We start from the raw sequence: 25,200 nt of genomic DNA on the forward strand, positions 1-25,200 counted from the left end.
ACGGGGCGCGTATGGTGCGGTGAACGGCGAGGATTGTCAACGCGGCAGGCGTGCCGGGCCAGGAAGCGCGGGCCTTGGGGTGTACCATGCGCGCATGACCAAAAAAACTGGATCGGGCGGACGCAACCCCCCATCGGGCAAGGCTTCGCCTTCCAAATCACGCAATGCCGCCGGCGGCGGAAAGAAGCCCGCCGGCAAGTCGCTCCCCCCCTGGATGCCGCAACAGCCCGACGCGCCCGCCCCGGCGCGCCCCGGCAAGGGTGCGCCCGGCGGGCGCCGCGGCGGCGATGACCGGCCGCGCGATGCCGGGCCGCGTCCGTTCGAACGCCGCCCGCGCGGTCCGCGCGTGGTGGTGCCCGCGCAGGGCGCGGGCCACGCCGGCTTCGTCGACCCCCATGCCGCCCGCGAGGCCGAGCGCTACGCCCAGCCCATCGCCAGCCGCGAAGTGATCCTGGGCACGCTGGCCGCCAGCGAGGGCCCGCTCACCGCCGAGGAAGTGGCGGCCAAGCTCGACCTGACCGCGCCGGACCGCTTCGAGGCATTGAGCAAGCGCCTCAATGCGATGGTCCGCGACGGCCAGCTGCTGCTCAACCGCCGCGGCGGTTACGCGCCGGCCGAGCAGATGGACCTGGTGCCGGGCGTGGTGATCGCCAACCCGGAAGGCTTCGGCTTCCTGCGGCCCGAGGCGGGCGGCGACGACTTGTTCCTGCCGCCGTTCGAGATGCGCAAGGTCATGCACGGCGACCGCGTGCTGGCCAGCGTCACCGGCATGGACCGGCGCGGCCGCCGCGAGGGCGCGATCGTGGAAGTGCTCGAGCGCCGCGTGCACCGGCTGATCGGCCGCTTCGCGATCGAGGCGGGCGTGAGCTTCGTGGTGCCCGACGACAAGCGCATGCAGCGCAACGTGATGATCCCGCCCGACGCGCGCGGCGAGGCGCGCGACGGCCAGCTGGTCGTGTGCGAGCTGACCCATGCGCCGGACGGGCGCCGCGAGCCGATCGGCAAGATCATCGCCGTGCTCGGCGACAAACTCACCCCCTCGCTGGTGGTGGAGACCGCCATCCACGGTCACGAGCTGCCTTACGAGTTCCCGCAGGCCGTGCTGGACGAGGCCGCCGCGGTGCCGCTGAAGGTCGAGCCGTCGATGATCGGCGGACGCGTGGACTTGCGCGACATGCCGCTGGTGACCATCGACGGCGCCGACGCCAAGGACTTCGACGACGCGGTCTACTGCGAGTCCAACCGCAAGGGCCTGCGCATCAGCAACCGCTCCGGTTACCGGCTGGTGGTGGCCATCGCCGACGTGTCGCACTACGTGCGCCCGGGCACCCCGCTGGACGAGGAGGCGCAGCTGCGCGCCACCTCGGTTTACTTCCCCGGCTTCGTGGTGCCGATGCTGCCGGAGACGCTGTCCAACGGCATCTGCTCGCTCAATCCCAACGTGGACCGCATGTGCTTCGTGTGCGACATGCAGGTCAACAAGAACGGCGAGGTCACCGAGTCCAAGTTCTACGAGGCGGTGATGCGCTCGCATGCGCGCCTGACCTACGACCAGGTATGGAAGGCGGTGGGCGAGGACGACGCCGAGGCGCAGGCCCAGATCGGCCCGGCCATCCTGCCGCACGTGCAGCGCCTGCACGCGCTGTACGGCCTGCTGGCCAAGGCGCGGCAGAAGCGCGGCGCGATCGAGTTCGAGACCAGCGAAGTGCGCTTCGTCCTGGACAACAAGGGCGAGGTCACCCAGGCCGGCATGCAGGTGCGCAACGACGCGCACAAGCTGATCGAGGAATGCATGATCGCGGCCAACGTGCAGGCCGCGCGCTATCTGCTGGCCAAGGGCGTGCCGGCGCCGTACCGCGTGCACGAGCGCCCGCCGGAGTCCAAGTACGCCGACCTGCTGGAGTTCCTCAAGGAATTCAAGCTGTCCATGCCGCCGTGGAGCAAGGTCGAGCCGCGCGACTTCACCGCGCTGCTGCACAAGATCCGTCAGCGCCCGGACGTGGCCCTGCTGGAGTCGGTGGTGCTGCGCAGCCAGAGCCTGGCGGTGTACACGCCGGACAACGCCGGCCACTTCGGCCTGGCGCTGGACGCCTATGCGCACTTCACCTCGCCGATCCGCCGCTACCCGGACCTGCTGGTCCACCGCGCGATCAAGCACGCCCTCAGCGGCAAGCCGGTGGAGAAGTTCCAGTACAGCCCGCGCGAGATGGCCGCGCTGTCGCTGCAGTGTTCCGAGCGTGCGCGCCGTGCCGACGAGGCCGAGCGCGAGGTCGACGAGCGCTACCGCGCCGCGTGGATGGAGCAGCATGTCGGCGGCATCTTCGACGGGGTGATCAGCGGGGTGACCAGCTTCGGGCTGTTCGTCGAGCTCAACCAGTCCAAGGTCAACGGCCTGGTCCACGTGACCCAGCTGCCGCACGACTATTACCACTTCGACCCGATCCGCAAGACGCTCTCCGGCGAGCGCCGCGGCATGGAGTTCCGCCTGGGCGACGCGGTCCAGGTGCAGGTCATGAAGGCCAGCATGGAGGAGCGCAAGATCGACTTCAGGCTGGTCGAGCAGCGCCAGGACGGGGCCGCCGCGGACGAGCAGCCGCCGCAGGCGTTCCCGGCCAAGCGCAAGAAGCAGAAGTACTGAGCGAGGCGGCGGACGATGGGCGAGTACAGCGGCGGGTGTCAGTGCGGGGCGGTGCGCTTTCGCGTCAGCGGGACGCTGGACGACGCCTCGATCTGTCACTGCCGCATGTGCCAGAAGGCGTTCGGTGCTTACTACGCGCCGCTGGTGTCCACCCGCGGCGCCACCCTGGAGTGGACGCGCGGCCAGCCCACGCGCTTTGCCTCCTCCAATCTGGTGGAGCGCGGCTTCTGCAACCAGTGCGGCACCCCGCTGACCTACGAGGCGCCCGACGGCGTGGCGCTGGCGGCCGGCGCGTTCGACACCCCGGCGCTGTTTCCCCCGCACATCCAGTACGGCGTGGAGGGGCGGCTGCCGTTCACCGACACGCTGGCGGCGCTGCCGACGCGCCGCACCGAGCAGGACAGCGCCTCGCTGGAATTCCTCTCCCGCATCGTTTCCTTCCAGCATCCCGACCGCGACACCTGACGAGGCGGAATCGTCTTCTGGATTCGGGAACAATCGCGCGGTGCCGACGGTCCGTCCTCGGTGCCGCCACGATCTTCCGCCCGCCCAGGTCCCACGCCCCGCCTTCCCCTTCAAGAAAGCCGATTTCCCAAGACTTTCCCTCATGAGCAAACAGAACCAATGGATCGTCGGCGTCAACGCCGTCGCCTCCGCGATCGACAACGATGCCGATCACGTGCGTGAAGTGCTGATCGACGGCAGCAGCAAGAACGCGCGCCTGACCGAGATCGAGGAGAACGCGCGCCGCAAGGGCATCGACGTGCGTCGCGTCACCACCCAGGCGCTGGACGGCGTCGGCGGCCAGGTGCGCCACCAGGGCGTGGCCGCGCGTTACGCCGCCGCGCGCACCTGGGACGAGGGCGAGCTGGCCGGCCTGATCGAAGGCGCGCAGGGCCGCGCGCTGCTGCTTGTGCTCGACGGCGTGCAGGACCCGCACAACCTCGGCGCCTGCCTGCGCAGCGCCGCCGCCGCCGGCGTCACCGCGGTGGTCATCCCCAAGGACAAGTCGGTGGGCCTGAACGCCACCGTGCGCAAGACCTCGGCCGGGGCCGCCGACCGCATCCCGGTGATCGCCGTGACCAACCTGGCGCGCACCCTGCGCGAGATCCAGAGGGCCGGCGTGTGGATCTACGGCTTGGCCGGCGAGGCGGACAACTCGCTCTACGCCCTGGACCTGACCGGCAACATCGCCCTGGTGCTGGGCGGCGAGGGCGATGGCATGCGCCGGCTCACGCGCGAGCACTGCGACGGGCTGGTCAAGATCCCGATGCCGGGCGATATCGAAAGCCTCAACGTCTCGGTCGCCACCGGGGTGACCCTGTTCGAGGCCGTGCGCCAGCGCGGCCTCTGAGGCGGGCGAAGGGGGCTACGTGCGGCAGGGGGCGGCATGACGCGGACGCATCGGCATCGCGCTGCATGGCGACGGGCGTGGGCGCTGCTGTGGCTGTGCGTGTTGCTGACGCCGGCCGCGTCGGCCCTGGCCGCCGCCTCGCTGTCGCCGGCGCCGCCGCTGCGCGACTACGCCATCGACCTGTGGACCTCGCGCGAGGGCCTGCCGCACAACTCGATCCGCGACATCGCCCAGACCCCGGACGGCTATCTGTGGTTCGGCACCTGGGAAGGGCTGACGCGCTACAACGGCCTGGACTTCACCACCTTCGACCGCGGTACCCGGCCGGCGCTGGCCGATAACGGCATCGGCGCGCTGTACGTCTCGCCGGACGGCGCGCTGTGGCTGAGCGATTCGCGCGGCAACATCAGCCGCTACGGCACCGATGGCACGTTCAAGATCTGGCCGCGGCCGGCCGATGCGCCGGCCGTGCTGCTGCCGGCGATGACCATGGACCGCCACGGCCGGCTGTGGATGCTGTTCGAGGGCCGGGGCCTGGCCTGCCTGGAGCCGGACGGCCGCTACCGCTACGAGACGCCGGGGCCGGATTCGCCGCTGCGCACGGCCTATGCGCACCTGGCCGTCGATGCGCAGGATCGCGTCCTGGTCGGCAGCACCGAGGGCCTGCTGCGGCGCGATGACGACGGCACGCTGCACAACGTGTCCCAGGAGGCCGGCCTGCCGCCCGGCGCGGCCTGGCCCTACCTGGCGCCGGACGGCGCGCTGTGGGTGGTGGCGCAGGACCATCTGTACCGCATGGAGGGCCAGGGCCTGGTGCTGCGCCATGTGCTGCCCAAGGTGGGGCGCCCCAGTTCGATGCTGCAGGACCGGCGCGGCGAGCTGTGGATCGGCACAGAAGGCGGCGAGGTGCTGCGCATCGGGCGCAACGGCGTGGAGACCCTGACCTCGGCCTGGCCGCTGCCGGGCGGGCGGATCACCGCGCTGAAGGAAGACGCCGAGGGGAGCCTCTGGATCGGTGCCAACGGCGGCCTGTTCCGCCTGCACGAGACGCTGTTCTCCAACATCACCAAGCGCCACGGCCTGGACTCGGACTACGTGCGCGCGCTGCTGGAGGCGCCCGATGGCGCAATGTGGGTAGGCCATCCGCTGGGCCTGCAGCGGATTAGCGCCGACCGCCACGTCACACCCGTGGCCCTGCCCACCCAGACGGGCAAGCCGCCCTCGGTGTTGAGCCTGGCGCGCCAGCGCGACGGCACGCTGTGGGTGGGCACGGCCAGCGACGGCGTGTATCGCGTGCCGCTCCACGGCGCGGTCACCCGCTACGGGACCGAGCAGGGCGTGCCGCAGGGCACCGTGCGCGCGATCAGCGTGGGCCCGGACGATGTGGTGTGGCTGGCCACCCAGCGCGGCTTGGCCTACATCGACGGCGCACGCGCGGTGCGGCCGCAGGTGCCCGGCCTGCCCAGCGGCCTGATCACCTCGGTCTACAGCGAGCCCGGCGCGGTCTGGATCGGCACGCTGGAAGGCGCGCTGGTGCTGCGCGGCACCCAGGTGCAGCACCTGCCGCTGGAAGGCCTGGGCGGGGCGCGCACGGTGTTCGGCTTCATCCGCCTGGGCGATGCGGTATGGATCACCACCGATCGTGGCCTGTACCGCGTGCGCGGCGGCAAGCTGGCGCGCGTGGGCCGCGAGCAGGGCATGCCGGTGGACACGGTGTTCGAGCTGCGGCCCGACCAGGCCGGCCACCTTTGGATCACCAGCAACCGGGGCGTGCTGTACACCGACCTGGCCAGCCTGGACCGCGTCGCCGACGGCCTGCAGCCACGGGTGGTGCTGACCAGCTTCAACGAGATGGACGGCATGGCCAATTCGCAGGCCAACGGCAGCTCGGGGCCGACCGCCGTGGTGCGCGGCGACGGCACGGTGTGGATCGCCACGGCCGGCGGGGTGACCATCGTCGATCCGGCGCGCATGCAGTGGTTCCGCGATCGGCCCGCGCCGCCGGTGGTGATCGACGAGGTGCAGCGCGACGGCGCGCCGCTGGCCTGGCGCACCGAGCAGCCGCTGCGCCTCAACGGCGACCAGCGCCTGACGGTCAGCTATGTCGGCCTGAGCTATCTGCTGCCCGAGCGCACCGAGTACCGCACCAGGCTCGACGGCCTGGACGGCGACTGGGTGCGGCGCGGACATCAGCGCAGCATCGAACTGGCGCGCCTGCCGCCCGGCGACTACACCTTGCGCGTGTCCGCCGCGCATCCGGACGGGGCGTGGAGCGCGCGGCAGGCGGTGCTGCACTTCACCGTCGAGCCCTTCGTGTGGCAGCGCCACGGCGTGCAGTTCGGCGCGATCGCGCTGCTGGTGCTGGTGCTGTTCGGCCTGTACCGGTATCGCGTGCACTGGTATCGCCACCGCACCGAGCGCCTGGCCGGGCTGGTCGATGCGCGCACCCGCGACCTGCAGGCCCAGGCGCAGCGCCTGCGCCTGGCCGACCAGGAGAAGACCGACCTGCTGGAGCAACTGCGTGCGCAGGCCGAGGCCTTCGAACGTCAGGCGCGCGAGGACGTGCTGACCGGCCTGCCCAATCGTCGCGCGTTCGAGGAGCGGCTGGCGCAGGAGATGGCCCGGGCCCGACGCAGCGGCCAGCCGCTGTGCCTGGCGATGCTGGACGTGGACCACTTCAAGCGGGTCAACGACCAGTACTCGCATACCGTCGGCGATGCGGTCCTGCGCGAGGTCGGCCAGGTGCTGGCCGCGCAGCAGCGCGAGGCCGACATGGCCGCGCGCAGTGGCGGCGAGGAGTTCTGCCTGCTGTTCACCGACACCACGCTGGAACAGGCCGCGCTGGCCTGCGAGCGGCTGCGCGCGCTGTTCCATGCGCGCCGCGACTGGGGCGGGATCGCCGGCCTGGCCATCACCTTCAGCGCCGGGCTGGTGGTGCTGGAGCCCGGAGATGCCGCGCCGGCCTCGCTCTATCAGCGCGCCGATCGCCTGATGTATCGCGCCAAGCGCAATGGGCGCGACCGGATCGAGCACGATTGAGTGCTTGGGGGTGTGGGGTTTGGGTTGAGGGCCGCCTTGTGAGCGTCCTTCTTTCCCGCGAAAGCGAAAACCGCGCGACTTTGATTCCTTGCGCGAACGTCCATGGATTCCCGCTTTAGCGGGAATGGCGATAGGTGGTGTGTTGCGGGCCCAGCGCTGGTCGCCGCAAGGACCATCGCTAGCGCAGCAGCGCTTCGTACAGGGCTAGGTCTTTCTGCGAGAAGCAGCAGAACAGCACCTCGCGCAGGCTCGGATATGCGACAGCCTCGGCGCGCACGGTCTCCACGGCGATCTTGGCCGCAGGCGCCGGAGGAAAGCCATAGATGCCGGTGCTGATGCAGGGAAAGGCGAGGCTGGCCAGGTCGCGTTCGCCGGCCAGGCGCAGGCTGTTGCGGTAGCAGTCGGCCAGCAGCGCCGCCTCGCCATGTTCGCCGCCGTGCCAGACCGGCCCGACGGTGTGGATCACGTAGCGCGCCGGCAGGCGATAGCCGGCGGTGATGCGCGCCTGCCCGGTCTGGCAGCCACCGAGCAGCCGGCACGCGGCCACCAGCTCCGGGCCGGCGGCGCGATGGATGGCGCCATCGACGCCGCCACCGCCGAGCAGGCTGCTGTTGGCGGCATTGACGATGGCATCGACCTGAAGCGTGGTGATGTCGGCGCGGAGGGCACGGAGTTCGGGTGGCATGGGAGCAGCCTGCGACGGCGCGCGTGGCCTGGGTGCGAAGACGGGCGTCAGTACACGACGTTGCGCACCAGCCGCAGCGGCGCCTCGCCATCGTTGCGGTAGGCGTAGTCGCCGGCATCGCTGGCGAACACCAGGTGTTCCCCCGCGGCGAACTGGCGCAGGCCGTGGACGCTCTCCAGCGTCAGCGTGCCTTCGATCACCAGCAGCAGCTCGCGCCAGCCGGCCGGATCGGCCTGCGAGGCATAGCGCTCGCCCGGCATCAGCGTCCACTGCCACAGTTCGACCTGATGGCCTGCCGGCACGCTGGACAGCATCACGCCGCACGAGGCGGGGTCGCGTCCGCGCCAGGCCAGCGCATCCACGCGCGTCGGGTCGTCGATCGCCGCGGACTTGAGCAGGTCGGCGAACTGCACCCCCAGCGCCGCGGCCAAGCGGTCCAGGGTGTTGAGGCTGACGTTGGCATCGCCCGATTCGATCGCCACCAGCATCCGCCGGCTGACCTGGGCGGCCTCGGCCAGCGCCTGCTGGCTCAGGCCGGCCTGCTGGCGCAGGCGGCGCAGATTGCCGGCTACATGTTCGAGCACGCTCATCGCGCCTCCGTCCGGTTGCGCACTATATTGCGCGTCATTAGATTGACCATCCTGCGCAATATAGTGCGCAGCCTCGCGCTCATCCACTGCAGGCTCTTCGTGTCCGCCTCGTCCCCCTCGCTGAAGTCCTCGGTGCTGTTCCCGGTGCTGCTGTTGCTCGCCTCGATGGTGTCCATCCAGGCCGGCGCGAGCCTGGCCAAGACGCTGTTCCCGGTGGTCGGCGCCACCGGCGCGACCGCGCTGCGGCTCGGCTCCGGCACGGTGCTGCTGTGGATCGCCTTCCGCCCCTGGACGCTGCCCTGGCGCGCGCTGCCGTGGAAGATGCTGATCGGCTACGGCGTGTCGCTGGGCACGATGAATACCTTGTTCTATCTCGCCCTGCAGACCGTGCCGCTGGGCCTGGCGGTGGCGCTGGAGTTCACCGGCCCTCTGGCGCTGGCGCTGCTGGGCTCGCGCCGCGCGCTGGATCTGGTGTGGGCGCTGCTGGCCGCGCTCGGCCTGGTGCTGCTGGTGCCGTGGCCGGGTCGCGACGCCGCGCTGGATCCGTTCGGCGTGGCGTGTGCGGTCGGCGCGGGCGTGTGCTGGGCGCTGTACATCGTCTTCGGGCAGAAGGCCGGCGCCGGGCACGGCCCGCGCATGGTCGCGCTGGGCTCGTCCATCGCCGCGATGGTGGCCGTGCCCTGGGGCGTGATTCACGCCGGTAGCGCGCTGCTGGCGCCGGCGCTGCTGCCGGCGGCGCTGGGCGTGGCGGTGCTGTCGATGGCGCTGCCGTACTCGCTGGAGATGATGGCGCTCACCCGCCTGCCCACGCGCACCTTCGGCATGCTGATGAGCCTGGAGCCGGCCATCGGCGCCCTGTGCGGACTGGCGTTCCTGCACGAGCGCCTGTCGGGCCTGCAGTGGCTGGCGATCGCCGCGGTGATCGTGGCCTCGGCCGGGGCCACGCTGGGCGCCCGGACCCCGCCGCCGGCGGCGCCGCTGCCGGACTAGGCGCTCAGGCGCGCCGCCGCCGGATCTGTTGCGCCAGCTCCCAGGCGCGGCCGCGCAAGTCGTCCAACCGCTCATTGAGTGCGGCGTAGCCCGGTTTCCAGGCGAAGCGTCCGTCCTGGTACGACTGGCCGAGGATCAGGTCGTTGAACGATCCCATGCCGCCGTAGGCGCCGAGCAGGTCGTCCGCGCCGCGATCATCGCCTTGCGCCAGGCGGGACTTCGCGCGTCGCATCCATGCGCTCCAGTGGGTATCGCCGTCCTGTTCCAGCACCTGGATCAACGCGTCCAGCACATCGATGAGCGGCTGCAGCGAGGCGTCAGCCGGCGGCGGGACTTCGCGCGTCATTATTCGGACGCGGCCTGCATTCGCGGCCACTGGTTGGCGATGTTGCAGAACAGCCGCGCAGTCTGCTCGACGTCGTAGACGGCCGAATGCGCCTCGTCGGCGTTCCAGTGCATGCCGGCCGCCTGCACCGCGCGCGCCAGCACCGTCTGCCCGTAGGCCAGCCCGCCCAGGGTGACCGTGTCGAACACGCTGAAGGGGTGGAACGGATTGCGCTTGTGCTGAGTGCGCGCCACCGCGGCATTGAGGAAGTGCAGGTCGAAATGCGCGTTGTGCCCGACCAGGATCGCGCGCTGGCAGTTGTGCTTCTTCACCGCCGCCCGTACCGGCGCGAAGATGTGGTCCAGCGCTTCCTTCTCGGGCTTGGCCAGGCGGAAGGGATGGTCGAGCACGATGCCGGTGACCTCCAGCGACTTGGGGTCGATCTCCAGCCCCGGCGCCGGCTCCAGATGCACGCAGGCGGTGTCGCCCAGCACGAAGCGGCCGGCCTCATCCAGGTCCAGGGGCACGGCGGCGATCTCCAGCAGCGCGTGGCGGTTCCAGTCGAAGCCGCCGGTCTCCACGTCCACCACCACCGGCAGGAAGCCGCGGAAACGGCGTGCCATCGGGGTGAAGGGCGGGGCGGTGGGATTCGGCGATAGCGGGGTGGGGGCGTCGTGCATCGCGAAAGCCTAGCAGACAGGCCTCGCGCGTCCGCCCGCGCAAGGCGCTCGCGACCATGAAAAAGGGACGCGTCGTTGCCGGCGCGTCCCTTTCGATCGCCGCATGACGCCAGTGGGTCAGTGACTGGCCGCGATCACGCTGGTGATGATGCCAGTGGCCACGGCCACCAGTACATAGTCGTTGTCGACGCGGCGCCACTGGTGACCGCGCGGCGGCGGAGGCAGGTGGTGAATGCGATAGTCGCGGACGTAGACGCCGCGGTGATCGTGGCCCAGATGCTCGCCACGGCTCCAGTGATGTGGGCATCGTGATGGCGCGCCGGCGGCGGCGGACCGCGACGGTCGTCATGGCGATCGTCATGATGCTGCGGAGCGGCCATTGCGGTGGCGCTCGCGGCCAGCGACAGAGCCAGGAAGAGGGTGGACAAGCGTTTCATGGCGTTCTCCTTTGCAGAGGGCCCGATCTCCGGGCTCGCGTGCAGCCTGCGCTGGCGAATATGAATACGCTGAAAATTTTCGTTACATCCCGCACTCAGGAGTCAGGATTGCGAAAGCCCGCCTGACGGGATATTGGTGGTCGAGGTCTCGTCGCGCTTGTCGCGCGGCGGCAGCGGATGATCGCCCTGTACCAGGAACCACACGTTCTCGGCGATGTTGGTGGCGTGGTCGCCGATGCGCTCGAGGTTCTTGGCCATGAACAGCAGATGCGTGCACGGGGTGATGTTGCGCGCGTCCTCCATCATGTAGGTCAGCAGCTCGCGGAACAGCGAGGTATACATCGCGTCCAGCTCGGCGTCGCGGTCGCGCACTTCCAGCGCCAGCTGCGCGTCCTGGTCGCGGTAGGCGGCCATGGCGTCGCGCACCAGCTCGGCGGCCAACTGGCCCAGCGAGCGCAGGCCCGTGGCGTGCGGCACCGGCGGCAGCATGTTCAGCGCCATCGAGCGCTTGGCCACGTTGGAGGCGTAGTCGCCGATGCGCTCGATGTCGTTGGGGATGCGCAGCGCGGCCAGGATCACGCGCAGATCGCGCGCCATCGGTCCGCGCAGTGCCAGCTGCATGACGTCGTGGCTGACCTTGTCCTCCAGCGTGTCGATGGCCTCGTCGTTGGCGATGATGCGTTCGGCGGCGCGGTCGTCGCGGCGCTCGACCACGTCCAGCGCCGCTTCCAGCTGGGCCACGGCGATCTCGCCCATGTGCAGGATCTCGGCCGCGATGCGGCGCTGCTCCTCGTCGTAGCTCTTGACGATGTGGTCGTGCGGGAAGTTGTTCATGGGCGCGGGAAATGAGTGGAGAGGAATGTGGAGCTTCAAGCGGGAAGTGAATGGAGAGGCGTGAGGCGCGAGCGGTGAGGCGTGGAAGAGAGGATCTTGCTGTTTCTCATTCCTCGCTCCTGTTCGCCCCTCAACGTCTCATCCGAACCTACCGGTGATGTAGTCCTCGGTCTGCTGCTTGGACGGACGCGAGAAGATGATCGAGGTGGCGTCGTGTTCGATCAGATCGCCCAGATACATGAAGGCGGTGTAGTCGCTCACGCGCGCGGCCTGCTGCATGTTGTGGGTCACGATGGCGATGGTGTAGTCCTGCTTGAGCTCCTCGACCAGCTGCTCGATGCGGCTGGTGGAGATCGGGTCCAGCGCCGAGGTCGGCTCGTCCAGCAGCAGCACGCTGGGACGCAGCGCCACGGCGCGGGCGATGCACAGGCGCTGCTGCTGGCCGCCGGACAGGCCGAGCGCGCTCTGGCCCAGTTTGTCCTTCACCTCGTCCCACAGCGCGCCCTGGCGCAGGGCCTGCTCGACGCGGTCGTTCATGTCGGCCTTGGACAGCTTCTCGTGATGGCGGATGCCGTAGGCCACGTTCTCGAAGATGGTCATCGGGAACGGCACCGGCTTCTGGAACACCATGCCGACCTTGCTGCGCAGGCGGTTCATCGGGTACTTGGGCGAGAGGATGTCCTCGCCGTCCAGCAGCACCTCGCCGGTGGCGCGCAGCTTGGGGTAGAGCGCGTAGATGCGGTTGAAGATGCGCAGCAGCGTGGACTTGCCGCAGCCCGACGGGCCGATCAGCGCGGTCACGCGCTTCTCCGGGATCTGCAGGTTGATGCCCTTCAGCGCATGGAAGTTGCCGTAATAGAAATCCAGGCCGCGGGCCTCGAGCTTGACCTCGGCCGGCGGCAGCGCGCCGCGGTCGGTGGTGACCGGGGTCAGGCGCGGGGAGGGCGAGGCGTGCTGCACATCGTTCATGGTGGGATCCATCGAGAGATCAGTCATTGGAGATCCGGTTGCGCAGCAGGAAGAAGCGCGCGCCGAGGCTGACAAGCAGCACGAACACCGTCAGGACCAGCGCGCCGGCCCAGGCCAGGGTCTGCCAGGTTTCGTAGGGGCTGCCGGCGAACTGGTTCATCACCACCGGCACCGAGGCCATCGGGCGGAAGATGTTGGTGCTCCAGAACTGGTTGCCGAAGGCGGTGAACAGCAGCGGCGCGGTCTCGCCGGAGATGCGCGCCAGCGCCAGCAGGATGCCGGTGACGATGCCGGCCGAGGCGCTGCGGTAGAGCACCTGCATGATCACCTTCCACTGCGGGATGCCCAGCGACAGCGCGGCCTCGCGCATCTGCGCCGGCACCAGGCGCAGCATCTCGTCGGTGGTGCGCACCACCACCGGCAGCACGATGAAGGCCAGCGAGATCGCGCCGGCCAGCGCCGAGAAGCCGATCACCGACACCACCATCGCGTACACGAACAGGCCCAGCACGATCGACGGCGCCGACAGCAGGATGTCGTTGACGAAGCGCACGACCGTGCCCGCCTTGCGCGCATTGCCGTACTCGGCCAGCCAGGTGCCGGCCAGCACGCCCAGCGGCGCGCCGATCGCGATCGCCAGCACGCACATCACCGCGCTGCCGAAGAAGGCGTTGCGCAGGCCGCCTTCCTGCATCGGCGGCGGCGTGTTCTGGGTGAACAGGTCCAGGTTGACCCCGGCGATGCCCTTGGCCACCAGCGTCCACAGGATCCAGGCCAGGAAGGCCAGGCCGAACAGCGCGGTGATGCAGGAGACGAAGATCGCCACCGCGTTGACCACGCGGCGACGGGCATAGATGGCGGCGCTGGACATCAGTTGCCCTCCCGGCGGGCCAGCTGCATCAGCATGAAGCGCGCGACGGCCAGCACCGCGAAGGTCACGATGAACAGGATGAAGCCCAGCAGCAGCAGCGCCGAGCGATAGGTCTCGGTGGCCTCACCGAAGTCGTTGGCGATCAGCGCGGCGATGGTGGTGCCCGGCATCAGCAGCGAGGCCGACAGGCTCACGCTGTTGCCGACCACGAAGGCCACGGCCATGGTCTCGCCCAGCGCACGGCCCAACCCCAGGAAGATGCCGCCGATCACCGCCGAGCGGGTGTAGGGCAGCACGATGTCCCAGCTCACCTCCCACTTGGTCGCGCCCAGCGCGTAGGCCGATTCCTTCAGCCGCGTGGGCACGGTCAGGAAGACCTCGCGCATCACCGAGGAGATGAAGGGGATGACCATGATCGCCAGCACGAAGCCGGCGGTCAGGATGCCGATGCCCAGCGGCGGCCCCTGGAACAGCGCGCCGATCACCGGCAGCGTGCCGAGGGTGTCGTTGAGCCAGGGCGTGACGTATTCGGTCATCACCGGCACCAGCACGAACAGGCCCCACATGCCGTAGATGATCGAGGGGATGCCGGCCAGCAGCTCGATGGCCGTGCCGATCGGCCCGCGCAGCCAGCGCGGCGCCACCTCGGTCAGGAAGAAGGCGATGCCGAAGCTCACCGGCACGGCGATCAGCATGGCGATGACCGCCGTGACCAGCGTGCCGTAGATCGGCGCCAGCGCGCCGTACTTGTTCTCCACCGGATTCCAGTCGGTGGAGGTGATGAAGTGCCAGCCCTGGTCGAGCAGCACGTGACGGCCGCCCCAGAGCATGGACAGGGCGGCGCTGGCCAGCGCGACCAGCACGAAGACCACCGTGCCGACCAGCACCCAGCGGAACAGGCGATCGGCCCGCGCGTCGCGCGCATCGCGCGAGTTGCTGTCGGGAAGGGGGAGCGTTGCTGCGTTCATGCAGGATGAGGGCTCGGAGGGGGGGCGGGAGACGCGATGCGACGTGTTGCCGCGAAAGCGTGAACGCACAATCTTTCAGTTCGTCATTGCCGCGGAGGCGGAAAAGCGGTCTTTCAGTTCGGCATTGCAGCGAAGGCGGGCAAGTGATCTTTCAGTTCATGACTGCCGCGGAAGCGGAAAGCGATCTCTCAACTCGTCGTTCCCGCGAATGCGGTAAGCCATCTCTCAGTTCGTCATTCCCGCGAACGCGGGAATCCAGGGACTTTGCTTTGGCTTTGAGGCGGGTGGAACAAGATCCACAGCAACGTCCCTGGATCCCCGCTTTCGCGGGGATGGCGGCGGCATACCGCCTCCGGCAATGGCAAAGGCGACTGGGCCTATGGCCCAGCCACGCCATTGCGTCACTTGAACTCCGCCGCCCAGTACGCCTCGATCTGCTGCACCAGCGGTGCCGGGAGCGGCACGTAGTGCAGGTCCGCCGCCTGCGCCTGCCCGTGCTCGAAGGCCCACTTGAAGAACGCCAGCGTCTCGGCGTTGCGCTTGGCATCGGCCGACTGCTTGTGCATCAGCATGAAGTTGGTGGCGGTGATCGGCCAGGCCTTCTCGCCCGGCGCATTGGTGATCACCAGGTTGAAGTCCTTGGCGTTGGCCCAGTCGGCGCTCTCGGCCGCGGCGGCGAAGGAGGCCGCATCCGGCTGCACCCACTGGCCGGCCGCGTTCTGCATGGCGGTGTAGGGCATGTTGCTCTGCAGGGCGTAGGCCAGCTCGACGTAGCCGATCGAGTTCTTGATCTGCTTCACGTACGAGGCCACGCCCTCGTTGCCCTTGCCGCCCACGCCGTCGGGCCACTGCACCGAGGTGCCTTCGCCGACCTTGGACTTCCACTCCGGGCTGACCTTGGACAGGTAATTGGTGAAGTTGAAGCTGGTGCCCGAACCGTCGGAGCGGTGCACCAGGTTGATCTTCGCGTCGGGCAGCTTCAGGTCGGGGTTGACGGCCTGGAGCGCCGGGTCGTTCCACTTGGCGATCTTGCCCAGGAAGATGTTGGCCAGCAGTTCGCCGGTCAGGCGCAGCTTGCCGGCGTCCACGCCGTCCAGGTTGACCACCGGCACCACCCCTCCAATGGCCGAGGGGAACTGGCCCAGGCCCGACTGCGCCAGCTCCTCGCTGGACAGCGGCTTGTCCGACGAGCCGAAGTCCACGGTCTTGGCCTTGATCTGGGCGATGCCGCCGCCGGAGCCGATCGACTGGTAGTTCACCTGGTTGCCGGTGGCCGCGGCGTAGTCGGCCGACCACTTGGACACCAGCGGATAGATGAAGGACGCGCCGGCGCCGGAGATCTGCGCGGCATTGGGGTTCTTGGCGGCCGCGGCCGGCTGTGTGGCGCCGTCGGCGGCCGGCGTGGCGGCGGTGTTGGCCTGGTCGGCGGGCTTGCTGCAGGCCGCGACGGCCAGGGCAACGGACAGGGACAGCAGGGCCGCACGGGCCGGCTTGAAACGCATGGACAACTCCAGGGAAGCGAAGAGGGCGCAGACGAGCATCCGGCCTGCTTGGCGCTATTGGATGATGCTTTTGTTACAGGGTCATGACGCCGTGATCGGGGCACTGGCGTTGCGGCTTCGGAGGGGCAGCGGTCCGGCGGGCGGTGTCCGCTTAGCCCTCGATCGGGGCATCCTGCCCCGACTCGGGCGCTCGGCTTCCTGCCTCGCTAGGCGCGGCCCCCGCCCGCCGGCCCGCTGCATCGCGCGTCAGGTCGCATGGCTTCGGTTTGTGCGGTCGTCGAGCCCTTAGTCCCTTCGCCTATGGCGAAAGAGATGGGGCGGGGCGCGATCGGTGACGGGATGGCTTCGACTTGAGGCCCCCTCCCTTGCGCGCAGCGCAGGGGAGGGATGGGGAGGGGTCGGGGCTTTACCGGGCAAGCCACCGAAGCAAGAGCAACAGCACCCCACCCAGCCCTCCCCTTCGCCTGCGGCGAAAGGGAGGGGGCAGAGCGCTTGCCCACGCCTTCGGGTGGAAAGAAGTCCTGATCTTTACGCTCGCAGAGCCTCGACCCGGGCGGGGCGCGCGGAGAGTAGGCCAGGGATAGTCCGCGGCGGCGAGTCCGCCTTAGAGGGCGGGCCAGCCGCGCCGGCCGGGTCGAGACAGCTTGGCCAAGTGGCGTTCGACGACCCGCATTTGGCCAAAAAAAACGCGGCCCACAAAGGGCCGCGTCATCGAACGTGATGCGGACGAAAGAGGCCGCGTGCCCGCTCAGTACTTCAGGTTGGTCGACCAGTAGGTCTGGATCTGCTGCACCAGCGCGTCGGGCAGCGGCACGTAGTCCAGCGCCTTGGCCTGGGCGTCGCCGGAGGCGTAGACCCACTTGAAGAAGTCCTTGGCGCCCTTGGCGCTGGCGCTGCTCTTGGGCGACTTGCGCATCAGGATGAAGTTGGTGGCGGTGATCGGCCACGCATCGGCGCCCGGCGCGTTGGTGATGACCAGGTTGAAGTCCTTGGACTTGGCCCAGTCGGCGCTGGAGGCGGCGGCCGAGAAGGTCTCATCGCTGGGCAGCACGAACTTGCCGGCCGAGTTGCGCATCGAGGCATAGGCCAGCTTGTTCTGCAGCGCATAGGCGTACTCGACGTAGCCCACGCCGCCCTTGATCTGCTTGACGTAGGCGGCCACGCCCTCGTTGCCCTTGCCGCCGATGCCGGCCGGCCACTGCACGGTGGTGCCTTCGCCGATCTTGGACTTCCACTCCGGGCTGACCTTGGACAGGTAGTTGGTGAAGTTGAAGCTGGTGCCCGAACCGTCGGAGCGATGGACGATGGTGATCTTCTGGTCGGGCAGGGCCAGGCCTGGGTTCAGCGCGGCGATGGCCGGGTCGTTCCACTTGGCGATCTTGCCCAGGAAGATGTTGGCCAGGGTGGCGCCGTCCAGCTTCAGCGCGCCCGCGGCGACGCCGGCCACGTTGAACACCGGGACCACGCCGCCGATCACCGACGGGAACTGCACCAGACCCGAGGCCGACAGCTCGGCCGAATCCAGCGGCTTGTCCGAGGAGCCGAAGTCCACCGTATTGGCCTTGATCTGGGCGATGCCGCCGCCCGAACCGATGGACTGGTAGTTGACCTTGTTGCCGGTGGCGGTGGCGTAGTCGGCCGACCACTTGGTCACCACCGGATAGATGAAGGACGCGCCGGCGCCGGTGATGTCCGCCGCCGAGGCCGGGTTGGCGGACAGCGCCAGGGTGGCGACGACAGCACCCGCGAGCACGCGGATCTTGGAAAGGTGGGTCACGAAAGAAGCTCCTGACGGGTGGTGCACCGGCGGCATTGCCGGCGATGGGCGCCATTGCAGGACGATTCGATGATGCTTTGAAGAAATATTCGTGACACCCGGATGACACGCCCGCCGTGACGGGGTTTCGGATCGGCTGTCTTGCGAATGTCATCAAAGTGACCCGTGAGCGTCATGGGCTTAGCGGAATCTTCACGCCGTCGCCCCGGGGGAGCACCAGGGGCACAGCCCTCGCATCCACCACCCGGAGAGAACCATGCGTTCCCATATCCTTGCCGTGGCCGTCGTCGCCGGGCTCGGCCTGGCGTCGAGCCCCTACGCCCACGCCCAGTCGAGCAAGAAGGCCAAGCCCGTCGCCGCGACCTCCTCGACCGCGACCGAGATCGAGGCGCTGAAGGCGCAGCTGGCCGCGATGCAGTCGCAGATCCAGCAGCTGCAGACCCAGGTCGCCCAGCAGGAAGCCCAGTCCGACGCGCAGTCCGAGGTCAACGTCGTCCAGGCGCAGGCCATCGAGGCCTCGGCCGCCACCACCACCAAGGTGGACGGCCTGTCCAAGCTGGTCAACGACAACAAGATCGGCGGCCGCATCTTCTTCGACCTGACCAGCGTCGATCAGAAGAGCAACGGCGTGAAGACCAACTCGACCGGCACCGGCTTCGACGTCAAGCGCTTCTACCTGACCTTCGACCACAAGTTCAACGACATCTGGTCGGCCAACATCACCACCGATGCGCAGTACTTCTCGGTGACCCCGGGCCCGGGCAGCGCCAACGGCGACGGCAAGCGCGCCGACAGCGTCGAGGTCTTCATCAAGAAGGCCTATGTGCAGGGCAAGTTCGACGACGCCTTCACCGTGCGCGTCGGTGCGGCCGACATGCCGTGGGTGCCGTTCGTGGAGAAGTACTACGGCTACCGCTACGTCGAGAACACGCTGATCGACCGCCTGTCCTACGGCACCTCGGCCGACTGGGGCGTGCACGCCTTCGGCGACCTGGGCGCCGGCTTCAACTACGCCACCTCGGTGGTCAGCGGCGGCGGCTACCGCAATCCGGGCCGCAGCAAGGGCATGGACTGGGAAGGCCGCCTGGGCTTCGCGCCGACGCCGGAGACGATCATCGCCATCGGTGGCTACACCGGCGAGCGCGCCAAGGAAACCCAGAACTTCGACCCGCCGCAGACCGCCAAGCGCTTCGACGCGATGGCCGCCTACGCCGGCTCCAAGTTTCGCGCCGGCGTGGAGTACTTCCAGGCCAAGAACTGGGCCGTCACCAACACGGTCGAGGACAAGGCCGATGGCTACTCGGGCTGGGCCAATGTGGCGCTGACCGACGGCGGCATCAACCTGTTCGCCCGCTACGACAAGGCCAAGCTGAGCAAGGACGTCGATCCCAACCTGGAAGAGACCTACTACAACCTCGGCGTCGAGTTCCCGGTGACCAAGGGCTTCAAGCTGGCCACCGTCTACAAGAACACGCACCGCGACAACGACCGCAACATCGACACCAAGACCAGCGAGTTCGGCGTGTGGGGCGACGTGTCGTTCTGATCGACTTCACCTCGATCGACGTCATCCGGCGGCGGAGCGAAGGCTCCGCCGCTTTTTTGTTCCTTCGACGGAGCAAGGGGCGGCGAGCGACACTTCGCCCACCAGCTTCGACCCGGCCGGGCGTGTCTCCTCCGCTCGGTTATTCCTCCATCGCTAGCGATTGAACGGGAAGAGCCTGCCCGCGCCTTGTGCTCCGGTGGGAACCGCCACGGCGGCGATGATGCTCCACCGGGAAAGCCCCATCGCCGCCGTGGCGGCTCCCACCTGTAGAGCGGAGCTTGCTCCGCTGCTCTTCGTTCGGTTCGCGGGAAGGCCCCAGCGGAGCAAGCTCCGCTCTACACATACGCCGTTGCGAGATTTGAGGAGACAGTTGCTCCCACAGGGAGTGAGCCTGCGCTCCGCGAGAGGAAAGATCAGGACTGCTTCGAACCGAAGCCTGCGTACTGAAAGCACGCGGCAGCGGGGCGGCGGGCGGCGTCCGCGCCTAGCGAGGCAGGAGGCCGAGCGCCTTAAGTCAGGGCAGGATGCCCTGACCGAGGGATAAGCGGACGCCGCCCGCCGGCCCGCTGCCCTTCCGAAGTACGAACGCGCAGGCGTCGAATTCCCGAGCCAGGTCGCGGGTTCGAGTCCCGTCCAGTCCGCCAGTTGCAAAGAACCTCTTCGAGAAAGAGCAAAGAGGAGTGCATGAGAGCGGCAGATCGGCCGCTCTCTTTGTCCCACCACTCACTCCTGCCGCTCAACCGTCTTGTCCGGAAACCGGCACAGATCGCGGATCACACACTGCGGGCAGTCCGGCTTGCGCGCCTTGCACACATAGCGGCCGTGCAGGATCAACCAGTGGTGCGCGTTGTAGAGATACCGCGGCGGGATCACCTTGACCAGCCGGTCCTCGACTTCGCGCACGTTCCTGCCCGGCGCCAGGCCGGTGCGGTTGGCGACGCGGAAGATATGCGTGTCCACCGCCATCGTCGATTCGCCGAACGCCGTGTTGAGCACCACGTTGGCCGTCTTGCGGCCCACGCCGGGCAGCGCCTCCAGCGCCTCGCGCTGGCGCGGCACCTGCCCATCGTATTGCTCGACCAGGATCCGGCAGGTGGCGATGACGTTCTTGGCCTTGGCGTTGAACAGGCCGATGGTGGAGATGTAGCGCTTCAGGCCGTCCTCGCCCAGCGCGAGGATCGCCTGCGGCGTGTTGGCCACCGGGTAGAGCCGGCGCGTGGCCTTGTTGACGCCCACATCGGTGGCCTGCGCCGACAGGATCACCGCGATCAGCAGCTCGAACGGCGTGGTGTATTCCAGCTCGGTGGTCGGGTTGGGATTGAGCTCGGCCAGGCGCGAGAACAGCTCGGCGATCTCCGCGCGCGTGAGCGTGCGGGAGCGGTGTGTCGAAGCGGGGCTCACGTGCGCGGCGTTCCGGCGGCGCGCGCCTTGGCCCGGGCCAGGGCGGCGGCCACGGCGGGGGGCAGGGCGGGCGCCTGCGGGCTCGGCGTGGCGGCGGGCTTGATCCGGCGTGCCTGGCGCTCGGCCGCACGCTGGGCCAGACGCGCGGCGCGTGCGCGATAGCGCTCCCTGGCCGCCCAGGCGACACGCAGGCGCTGCTGCGCCGCGGCCACCTGCGCCAGCGCGGCGGTGCAGTGCGCGCAGGTCCCCGCGTCCGCAGACACGTCCATCAGCCCGGCCTCGAGCGCGGCGTCGAGCCTGTCCTCGGCCAATAGCGCGGCCAGCGCCCGCACCTGCGCGCAGTCGTGTCCGTCGATGCCCATCAGCGCCCCGAGAACTGCGGCTTGCGCTTCTCGACGAAGGCCGCGGTGCCCTCGCGCATGTCGGCGGTGGCGAACATCAGCCCGAACTGCGCGCCCTCGAACTGCAGGCCTTCGCCCAGCGCGCATTCGCCGCCATGGATGACCGACTCGAGGATCGCGCGCAGCGCCAGCGGCGCGGCGCTGGCCAGCTGCGCGGCCAGCGCATCCACGCGCGCATCCAGCGCATCGAGCGGCACGACCTCGTTGACGATGCCCAGCGTCAGGGCGCGCGCGGCGCTGATCGGCGCGCCCAGCAGGCACAGCTCCAGCGTGGCCGCGCGCCCGGCCAGGCGCAGCAGGCGCTGGGTGCCGCCGAAGCCGGGGATCAGGCCCAGGTTGATTTCCGGCTGGCCGACCTTGGCGGTCTCGGCGGCGATGCGCAGATGGCAGGCCATCGCCAGCTCCAGCCCGCCGCCGAGGGCGAAGCCGTTGACCCGTGCGATCACCGGCTTGGTCAGGGTCTCGATGGTGCGCATCAGGGTCTGCCCGCGCAGGCCGAAGTCGCGCCCGGCCATGGCATCCATCGTGGTCATGCCGGCGATGTCGGCGCCGGCCACGAAGGCCTTGGGGCCGGCGCCGGTCAGCACCACCACGCGCACGCCCGGGTCTGCGTCGGCGGCGCGGAAGGCCTCGGTCAGTGCGGCGATGGTGTCGGCGTCGAGCGCATTGAGCTTGTCGGGGCGGTTGACGGTGATGCGGCGCACCGCGCCCCCATCGGCGACCAAAACGGAGTTCTCAGCCATGCGACACGCCTTGTTCGTGAAAAATTGGTGAAGCGGGAACTTTCCCGCGGACAGGCCGGTCAATCGCGTCCATGCCTCACTGGCCGTTAAGTCCGGCGGGGGCTATCCTAGCGCGTCCATTTGGGCCGCAAGTGCTTGCTGGACCCAACCCTTGAACCCCGGAGGTTTGTAAGACATGAAGTTGCGTTTGCTTCCCGCCAGCGTGCTGGCCATGACTCTGGCCGCAGGCACCGCCGCAGCACAGACCTCGACCGCCCCGGCTTCCACGCCCGCGCCCGACCGCAATGCACTGAGCTATGCGCTGGGCTACGACCTGGGCCGCAACCTGATCGAAAGCGGCGAGTCCGTCGATCTGGCCACCGTGCAGAAGGCCTTGAACGAAGGCTACGCCAAGAAGGAACCCTCGGTTCCGGTCGACCAGCTGCGCACCGCCGTGCAGCAGATGGAAGCCCGCCAGATGGCCAAGGCCAAGGCTGCGTTCGACCAGGCCGCCGCCGCCAACAAGACCAAGTCCGACGCCTTCCTGGCGCAGAACAAGGCCAAGGCCGGCGTGCAGTCCCTGCCGGGTGGCGTGCAGTACCGCGTGGTCGAAGCCGGCAGCGGCGCCAAGCCGACCCAGGCCAGCACCGTGACCATCCAGTACAAGGGTTCGCTGGCCGATGGCCGCACCTTCGTCGATACCTTCAGCCCGCAGCAGGGCCAGACCACCCCGCCGCCGCCGGCCAGCCTGAAGGTCAGCGAGATCCCGCTGGCGGGCCTGCGCGACGCGCTGGTGCAGATGCCGTCCGGCTCGCGCTGGGAAGTGGTGCTGCCGCCGGAGAAGGCCTACGGCAACACGCCGCAGTCGCCGATCGGCCCGAACCAGGCCGTGGTGTTCGACGTCAAGCTGGTGGGCGTCAAGTAAGCCTGCGCGCTGCCGCAGTGTGACAAGACGATGCGCCGGCCCGTCCGGCGCATCGTCGTTTCAACCGTCCCAAGACTTCGTTCCGCGTCCGATCGTCCATGTCTGCCGCCTCCGCCCCCAGCCTGCTGTCGCCGTGCATCGGCGTGTGCCGCATGGGCGCCGACGGGTTGTGCGCGGGCTGCCTGCGCACGCTGGACGAAATCGCCGGCTGGGCGCGGATGGGCGATGATGCGCGTTCGACCCTGATGAGCGCGCTTCCGCTGCGTCGCATGCCTGCCGATCTTCCCGCACTGTTGCCCGAGTACCCCCAGCTGCAGCGTGCGCTGCATCCGCTGGACACGGCACCGGCGGCACGCGGCTGGAATCAGGGCGAGATCGACGACATGCTCCGCACCAAGTCGCCCGCCGCCGCCGCGGTGCTGGCCGGGCTGGTGCCGCGTGCGAACGGGACGACCGTGCTGCTGACCCGCCGCCACGACGACCTGCGCCACCACGGCGGTCAGGTGAGCTTCCCGGGCGGCCGCGTGGACCCGGGCGACGCCGATGCCATCGACGCGGCCCTGCGCGAGAGCCACGAGGAAATCGCGCTCCCGCGTCACCAGGTGCAGCCACTGGGCCTGCTCGATCCGCTGGCCACGGTCAGCGGCTTCCTGGTCACACCGGTGGTGGCGGTGGTGGATCCGGCCTTCGTGCCGGTGCCCAATCCGGGCGAGGTCGCCGAGGTGTTCGAAGTGCCGCTGGACTATCTGATGGCGCCGGACAACCTGCGCAGCGTGGAGTTGTCCTTCAAGGGCCGCGCGCGCACCGTGCTGGAATACGACTGGGCCGCGCAGCGCATCTGGGGCGCGACCGCGGCCATCCTCTACAACCTGCGCCGACGCCTGGAGGCTGTGGCATGAACTGGACCACCCTGATCGATCCCACCGTCCTGCTGCTGCACCTGCACGACCCGGACCTGCGCCTGGTCGATGCCCGCTTCGCGCCGGCCGCGCTGGACGACCCGACCGCCGGCCGAGCCGGCTACATGCAGTCGCATCTGCCGCACGCGGTCTTCGCCGATCTCAACGAGGACCTGTCCGACCTGTCGCGGATCGTCGACGGGCAGGGTCGGCATCCACTGCCGGATGAGGACGCGTTCAAGGCCCGGCTGGGGCGCTGGGGTATCGGGCCCGAGCACCAGGTGGTGGTCTACGACGCCGGCGATGGCAGCATGGCCGCCGCGCGCCTGTGGTGGCTGCTGCGCCTGCTGGGTCATGCGCGGGTGGCGGTGCTCGACGGCGGCCTGGCCGCCTGGCGCACCGCTGGCCTGCCGGAGACCGAGGCAGTGCCCACGCCGGTGCCGCTGCCGCCGTATCCCGGCCACTTCGACCGCACGCGCATCGTCGATGCCGACCAGATCGTCGCGCGCCGCGCCGAGGCGCCGGGCTGGCTGATCGACGCGCGCGCCTTCGAGCGCTACAGCGGCCAGCAGGAGCCGGTCGATCGCGTGGCGGGGCATGTGCCCGGCGCGGTCAATCGCCCGTTCCAGGACAACCTGATCGATGGCCGCTTCCGCGACCCGCAGGCCCTGCGGCTGGAGCTGCTGGCCCTGCTCGGGCCGCACGCGGCGCGCGATGCGGTGCTGATGTGCGGATCCGGCGTGACCGCCTGCCATCAGCTGCTCGCGTTCGAACACGCCGGCCTGCCCGGGCCGAAGCTCTACGCCGGCTCGTGGAGCGGCTGGATCGCCGACCCTAAGCGGCCGGTGGCGACTTCCTGAGCCGGGCCGCCATCGCCTGCAGGGCGGCCTGGGTGTCCGGGCCGAACCACTGCTCGATGAACTCCTCCAGCACCACCGTCTCCAGCGCCGCGATCATGTCGGCGCGGGCGATCGCGCGGGTCCTGCGCAGCGGCGTCTGCGGCAGCCGCGCCAGCGCCTGCAGCCGCTGCACCGCGTGCTCGATCGTGGCCGCGGCATCGTCGGCGAGCGCGTCGACCAGGCCGATGCGCAGTGCGTGCTCGGCGCTGACCATCGCCCCGGGCACGACCAGCAGGCTGGTCTGGTGGGCGCCGATCGCACGGCGCATCAGGTGCTGGATCCCGTCGGGTACGGCCAGGCCGACCTGGGTCTCATTGAGGCCGATCTGCAGCGGATGCGCCGCATCGATGCTGCGGCACATCACGCGGTAGTCGCTGCACAGCGCCAGCACGCAGCCGCCGGCCGGCGCATGGCCGGTCAGCGCGGCGGCCACCGGGATGGGCGCGGCGGCGATGACGCCGGCCAGGCCGAGGAAGGCCGACCACGTCGCACGCAAGGCGTCGCGGTCCTGCCCGTGCGAGATCAGATGCGGCACATCCAGCCCGCCGCTGAACACCCGTTCGTTGCCCGACAGCACCACGCCGGCAACCTGGGCATCGGCGAAGCTGTCCTCGAGCGCGCGCGCCAGCGCCTGCATCAGCGCATCGTCGAGCGCGTTGACCGGCGGCCGCGCCAGGCGCAGTTCGCGCACGGCACCGTGGGACAGGACCTGGACCAGCTCGGACATCGCACGCCTCCTACCAATGCA

General features: G+C 69.4%; 23 protein-coding genes and 1 pseudogene. 9 read left to right on the top strand and 15 right to left on the bottom strand.

The annotated features are described in order from the left end of the window. Window positions 1-94: 94 nt before the first annotated feature. From rnr to EAT51_RS19270, 4 genes are all read left to right on the top strand, one after another. A complete protein-coding gene (rnr, locus tag EAT51_RS19255; protein ID WP_425479887.1) occupies window positions 95-2,638 on the top strand; it encodes a ribonuclease R in 2,544 nt (847 codons plus the stop codon). Between the two features lie 15 nt (window positions 2,639-2,653). Next, window positions 2,654-3,103: a GFA family protein gene (locus EAT51_RS19260; protein ID WP_130519176.1), complete on the top strand. Its 450-nt coding sequence runs from the start codon at window positions 2,654-2,656 to the stop codon at window positions 3,101-3,103. A 142-nt stretch (window positions 3,104-3,245) separates the two neighbouring features. Next, window positions 3,246-3,992: a 23S rRNA (guanosine(2251)-2'-O)-methyltransferase RlmB gene (rlmB, locus tag EAT51_RS19265; protein WP_130519173.1), complete on the top strand. Its 747-nt coding sequence runs from the start codon at window positions 3,246-3,248 to the stop codon at window positions 3,990-3,992. A gap of 36 nt (window positions 3,993-4,028) precedes the next feature. Beyond that, window positions 4,029-7,031 carry a diguanylate cyclase gene (locus tag EAT51_RS19270; RefSeq protein ID WP_130519171.1) on the top strand — a complete coding sequence of 1,001 codons (3,003 nt, stop codon included), beginning with the start codon at window positions 4,029-4,031 and terminating at the stop codon, window positions 7,029-7,031. A 178-nt stretch (window positions 7,032-7,209) separates the two neighbouring features. Here EAT51_RS19270 and EAT51_RS19275 read toward each other — a convergent pair whose 3' ends face one another. Then, window positions 7,210-7,716 (bottom strand): O-acetyl-ADP-ribose deacetylase, encoded by a 507-nt coding sequence (locus EAT51_RS19275; RefSeq protein ID WP_130561908.1) that lies wholly within the window; start codon window positions 7,714-7,716, stop codon window positions 7,210-7,212. Between the two features lie 47 nt (window positions 7,717-7,763). After that, window positions 7,764-8,306 carry a helix-turn-helix domain-containing protein gene (locus EAT51_RS19280; protein ID WP_130519167.1) on the bottom strand — a complete coding sequence of 181 codons (543 nt, stop codon included), beginning with the start codon at window positions 8,304-8,306 and terminating at the stop codon, window positions 7,764-7,766. A gap of 99 nt (window positions 8,307-8,405) precedes the next feature. Here EAT51_RS19280 and rhtA point away from each other — a divergent pair, with 99 nt between their 5' ends. Next, window positions 8,406-9,296, top strand: a complete 891-nt coding sequence (gene rhtA / locus EAT51_RS19285; protein ID WP_165421964.1) for a threonine/homoserine exporter RhtA — start codon at window positions 8,406-8,408, stop codon at window positions 9,294-9,296. Between the two features lie 4 nt (window positions 9,297-9,300). On the opposite strand, the gene EAT51_RS19290 is transcribed toward rhtA, so the two are convergent. From EAT51_RS19290 to pstS (EAT51_RS19330), 9 genes and pseudogenes are all read right to left on the bottom strand, one after another. Continuing rightward, window positions 9,301-9,642: a DUF6966 domain-containing protein gene (locus tag EAT51_RS19290; RefSeq protein ID WP_130519163.1), complete on the bottom strand. Its 342-nt coding sequence runs from the start codon at window positions 9,640-9,642 to the stop codon at window positions 9,301-9,303. After that, window positions 9,642-10,301, bottom strand: a complete 660-nt coding sequence (gene rnt, locus EAT51_RS19295) for a ribonuclease T (protein WP_130519161.1) — start codon at window positions 10,299-10,301, stop codon at window positions 9,642-9,644. The genes EAT51_RS19290 and rnt overlap by 1 nt, the downstream gene beginning before the upstream one ends. A gap of 117 nt (window positions 10,302-10,418) precedes the next feature. Continuing rightward, a pseudogene (locus EAT51_RS20885) lies at window positions 10,419-10,738 on the bottom strand (RcnB family protein). Window positions 10,739-10,840: 102 nt separating this feature from the next. Further along, complete coding sequence (gene phoU / locus EAT51_RS19305; protein WP_130519159.1) at window positions 10,841-11,572, bottom strand: phosphate signaling complex protein PhoU; 732 nt, start codon at window positions 11,570-11,572, stop codon at window positions 10,841-10,843. Window positions 11,573-11,710: 138 nt separating this feature from the next. After that, window positions 11,711-12,541, bottom strand: coding sequence for a phosphate ABC transporter ATP-binding protein PstB (gene pstB, locus EAT51_RS19310; protein ID WP_130519157.1), 831 nt, complete (start codon window positions 12,539-12,541; stop codon window positions 11,711-11,713). 19 nt (window positions 12,542-12,560) lie between these two features. Beyond that, complete coding sequence (pstA, locus tag EAT51_RS19315; protein ID WP_130519155.1) at window positions 12,561-13,412, bottom strand: phosphate ABC transporter permease PstA; 852 nt, start codon at window positions 13,410-13,412, stop codon at window positions 12,561-12,563. After that, window positions 13,412-14,380 (bottom strand): phosphate ABC transporter permease subunit PstC, encoded by a 969-nt coding sequence (gene pstC, locus EAT51_RS19320; RefSeq protein ID WP_130519153.1) that lies wholly within the window; start codon window positions 14,378-14,380, stop codon window positions 13,412-13,414. The genes pstA and pstC overlap by 1 nt, the downstream gene beginning before the upstream one ends. Before the next feature lie 401 nt (window positions 14,381-14,781). Further along, window positions 14,782-15,882 (bottom strand): phosphate ABC transporter substrate-binding protein PstS, encoded by a 1,101-nt coding sequence (gene pstS / locus EAT51_RS19325; protein WP_130519151.1) that lies wholly within the window; start codon window positions 15,880-15,882, stop codon window positions 14,782-14,784. A 748-nt stretch (window positions 15,883-16,630) separates the two neighbouring features. Then, the gene (pstS, locus tag EAT51_RS19330) at window positions 16,631-17,641 is read right to left on the bottom strand and encodes a phosphate ABC transporter substrate-binding protein PstS (protein ID WP_425599596.1); all 1,011 of its coding nucleotides are present in this window, start codon (window positions 17,639-17,641) and stop codon (window positions 16,631-16,633) included. A 274-nt stretch (window positions 17,642-17,915) separates the two neighbouring features. Between pstS (EAT51_RS19330) and EAT51_RS19335 the strand changes: the two genes are divergently transcribed. Beyond that, window positions 17,916-19,205, top strand: a complete 1,290-nt coding sequence (locus EAT51_RS19335; RefSeq protein WP_130519147.1) for a porin — start codon at window positions 17,916-17,918, stop codon at window positions 19,203-19,205. Between the two features lie 723 nt (window positions 19,206-19,928). Here the strand turns inward: EAT51_RS19335 and nth are convergent. The 3 genes from nth to EAT51_RS19350 are packed head-to-tail and all read right to left on the bottom strand — an operon-like array spanning window position 19,929 to window position 21,750. Beyond that, window positions 19,929-20,606, bottom strand: a complete 678-nt coding sequence (gene nth, locus EAT51_RS19340; protein ID WP_130519145.1) for an endonuclease III — start codon at window positions 20,604-20,606, stop codon at window positions 19,929-19,931. Continuing rightward, on the bottom strand, window positions 20,603-20,968 hold the full coding sequence (locus EAT51_RS19345) for a hypothetical protein (RefSeq protein ID WP_130519143.1): 366 nt from the start codon (window positions 20,966-20,968) through the stop codon (window positions 20,603-20,605). The genes nth and EAT51_RS19345 overlap by 4 nt, the downstream gene beginning before the upstream one ends. Next, complete coding sequence (locus EAT51_RS19350; RefSeq protein ID WP_130519141.1) at window positions 20,968-21,750, bottom strand: enoyl-CoA hydratase/isomerase family protein; 783 nt, start codon at window positions 21,748-21,750, stop codon at window positions 20,968-20,970. Before EAT51_RS19350 ends, EAT51_RS19345 begins: the two co-directional genes overlap by 1 nt. A gap of 175 nt (window positions 21,751-21,925) precedes the next feature. Between EAT51_RS19350 and EAT51_RS19355 the strand changes: the two genes are divergently transcribed. The 3 genes from EAT51_RS19355 (at window position 21,926) to EAT51_RS19365 (ending at window position 24,413) form a co-directional block, all read left to right on the top strand. Beyond that, complete coding sequence (locus EAT51_RS19355; protein WP_130519139.1) at window positions 21,926-22,654, top strand: FKBP-type peptidyl-prolyl cis-trans isomerase N-terminal domain-containing protein; 729 nt, start codon at window positions 21,926-21,928, stop codon at window positions 22,652-22,654. Window positions 22,655-22,752: 98 nt separating this feature from the next. Then, window positions 22,753-23,553, top strand: a complete 801-nt coding sequence (locus EAT51_RS19360; RefSeq protein ID WP_130519137.1) for a CoA pyrophosphatase — start codon at window positions 22,753-22,755, stop codon at window positions 23,551-23,553. Beyond that, complete coding sequence (locus tag EAT51_RS19365; RefSeq protein ID WP_130561910.1) at window positions 23,550-24,413, top strand: sulfurtransferase; 864 nt, start codon at window positions 23,550-23,552, stop codon at window positions 24,411-24,413. Before EAT51_RS19360 ends, EAT51_RS19365 begins: the two co-directional genes overlap by 4 nt. On the opposite strand, the gene EAT51_RS19370 is transcribed toward EAT51_RS19365, so the two are convergent. Further along, on the bottom strand, window positions 24,388-25,179 hold the full coding sequence (locus tag EAT51_RS19370; RefSeq protein ID WP_130561911.1) for an enoyl-CoA hydratase/isomerase family protein: 792 nt from the start codon (window positions 25,177-25,179) through the stop codon (window positions 24,388-24,390). The genes EAT51_RS19365 and EAT51_RS19370 overlap by 26 nt on opposite strands. Between the last annotated feature and the right edge of the window lie 21 nt (window positions 25,180-25,200).

The organism is Pseudoxanthomonas winnipegensis, assembly GCF_004283755.1.
GTDB classification, from domain to species: Bacteria; Pseudomonadota; Gammaproteobacteria; order Xanthomonadales; family Xanthomonadaceae; genus Pseudoxanthomonas_A; species Pseudoxanthomonas_A winnipegensis.

What these genes read in the sequence shown, in the direction of transcription:
- rnr (WP_425479887.1), top strand. Translation starts at nt 95, where the DNA reads ATGACCAAAAAAACTGGATCGGGCGGACGCAACCCCCCATCGGGCAAG.
- EAT51_RS19260 (WP_130519176.1), top strand. Translation starts at nt 2,654, where the DNA reads ATGGGCGAGTACAGCGGCGGGTGTCAGTGCGGGGCGGTGCGCTTTCGC.
- rlmB (WP_130519173.1), top strand. Translation starts at nt 3,246, where the DNA reads ATGAGCAAACAGAACCAATGGATCGTCGGCGTCAACGCCGTCGCCTCC.
- EAT51_RS19270 (WP_130519171.1), top strand. Translation starts at nt 4,029, where the DNA reads ATGACGCGGACGCATCGGCATCGCGCTGCATGGCGACGGGCGTGGGCG.
- EAT51_RS19275 (WP_130561908.1), bottom strand. Translation starts at nt 7,716, where the DNA reads ATGCCACCCGAACTCCGTGCCCTCCGCGCCGACATCACCACGCTTCAG.
- EAT51_RS19280 (WP_130519167.1), bottom strand. Translation starts at nt 8,306, where the DNA reads ATGAGCGTGCTCGAACATGTAGCCGGCAATCTGCGCCGCCTGCGCCAG.
- EAT51_RS19290 (WP_130519163.1), bottom strand. Translation starts at nt 9,642, where the DNA reads ATGACGCGCGAAGTCCCGCCGCCGGCTGACGCCTCGCTGCAGCCGCTC.
- rnt (WP_130519161.1), bottom strand. Translation starts at nt 10,301, where the DNA reads ATGCACGACGCCCCCACCCCGCTATCGCCGAATCCCACCGCCCCGCCC.
- phoU (WP_130519159.1), bottom strand. Translation starts at nt 11,572, where the DNA reads ATGAACAACTTCCCGCACGACCACATCGTCAAGAGCTACGACGAGGAG.
- pstB (WP_130519157.1), bottom strand. Translation starts at nt 12,541, where the DNA reads ATGAACGATGTGCAGCACGCCTCGCCCTCCCCGCGCCTGACCCCGGTC.
- pstA (WP_130519155.1), bottom strand. Translation starts at nt 13,412, where the DNA reads ATGTCCAGCGCCGCCATCTATGCCCGTCGCCGCGTGGTCAACGCGGTG.
- pstC (WP_130519153.1), bottom strand. Translation starts at nt 14,380, where the DNA reads ATGAACGCAGCAACGCTCCCCCTTCCCGACAGCAACTCGCGCGATGCG.
- pstS (WP_130519151.1), bottom strand. Translation starts at nt 15,882, where the DNA reads ATGCGTTTCAAGCCGGCCCGTGCGGCCCTGCTGTCCCTGTCCGTTGCC.
- EAT51_RS19335 (WP_130519147.1), top strand. Translation starts at nt 17,916, where the DNA reads ATGCGTTCCCATATCCTTGCCGTGGCCGTCGTCGCCGGGCTCGGCCTG.
- EAT51_RS19345 (WP_130519143.1), bottom strand. Translation starts at nt 20,968, where the DNA reads ATGGGCATCGACGGACACGACTGCGCGCAGGTGCGGGCGCTGGCCGCG.
- EAT51_RS19350 (WP_130519141.1), bottom strand. Translation starts at nt 21,750, where the DNA reads ATGGCTGAGAACTCCGTTTTGGTCGCCGATGGGGGCGCGGTGCGCCGC.
- EAT51_RS19355 (WP_130519139.1), top strand. Translation starts at nt 21,926, where the DNA reads ATGAAGTTGCGTTTGCTTCCCGCCAGCGTGCTGGCCATGACTCTGGCC.
- EAT51_RS19360 (WP_130519137.1), top strand. Translation starts at nt 22,753, where the DNA reads ATGTCTGCCGCCTCCGCCCCCAGCCTGCTGTCGCCGTGCATCGGCGTG.
- EAT51_RS19365 (WP_130561910.1), top strand. Translation starts at nt 23,550, where the DNA reads ATGAACTGGACCACCCTGATCGATCCCACCGTCCTGCTGCTGCACCTG.
- EAT51_RS19370 (WP_130561911.1), bottom strand. Translation starts at nt 25,179, where the DNA reads ATGTCCGAGCTGGTCCAGGTCCTGTCCCACGGTGCCGTGCGCGAACTG.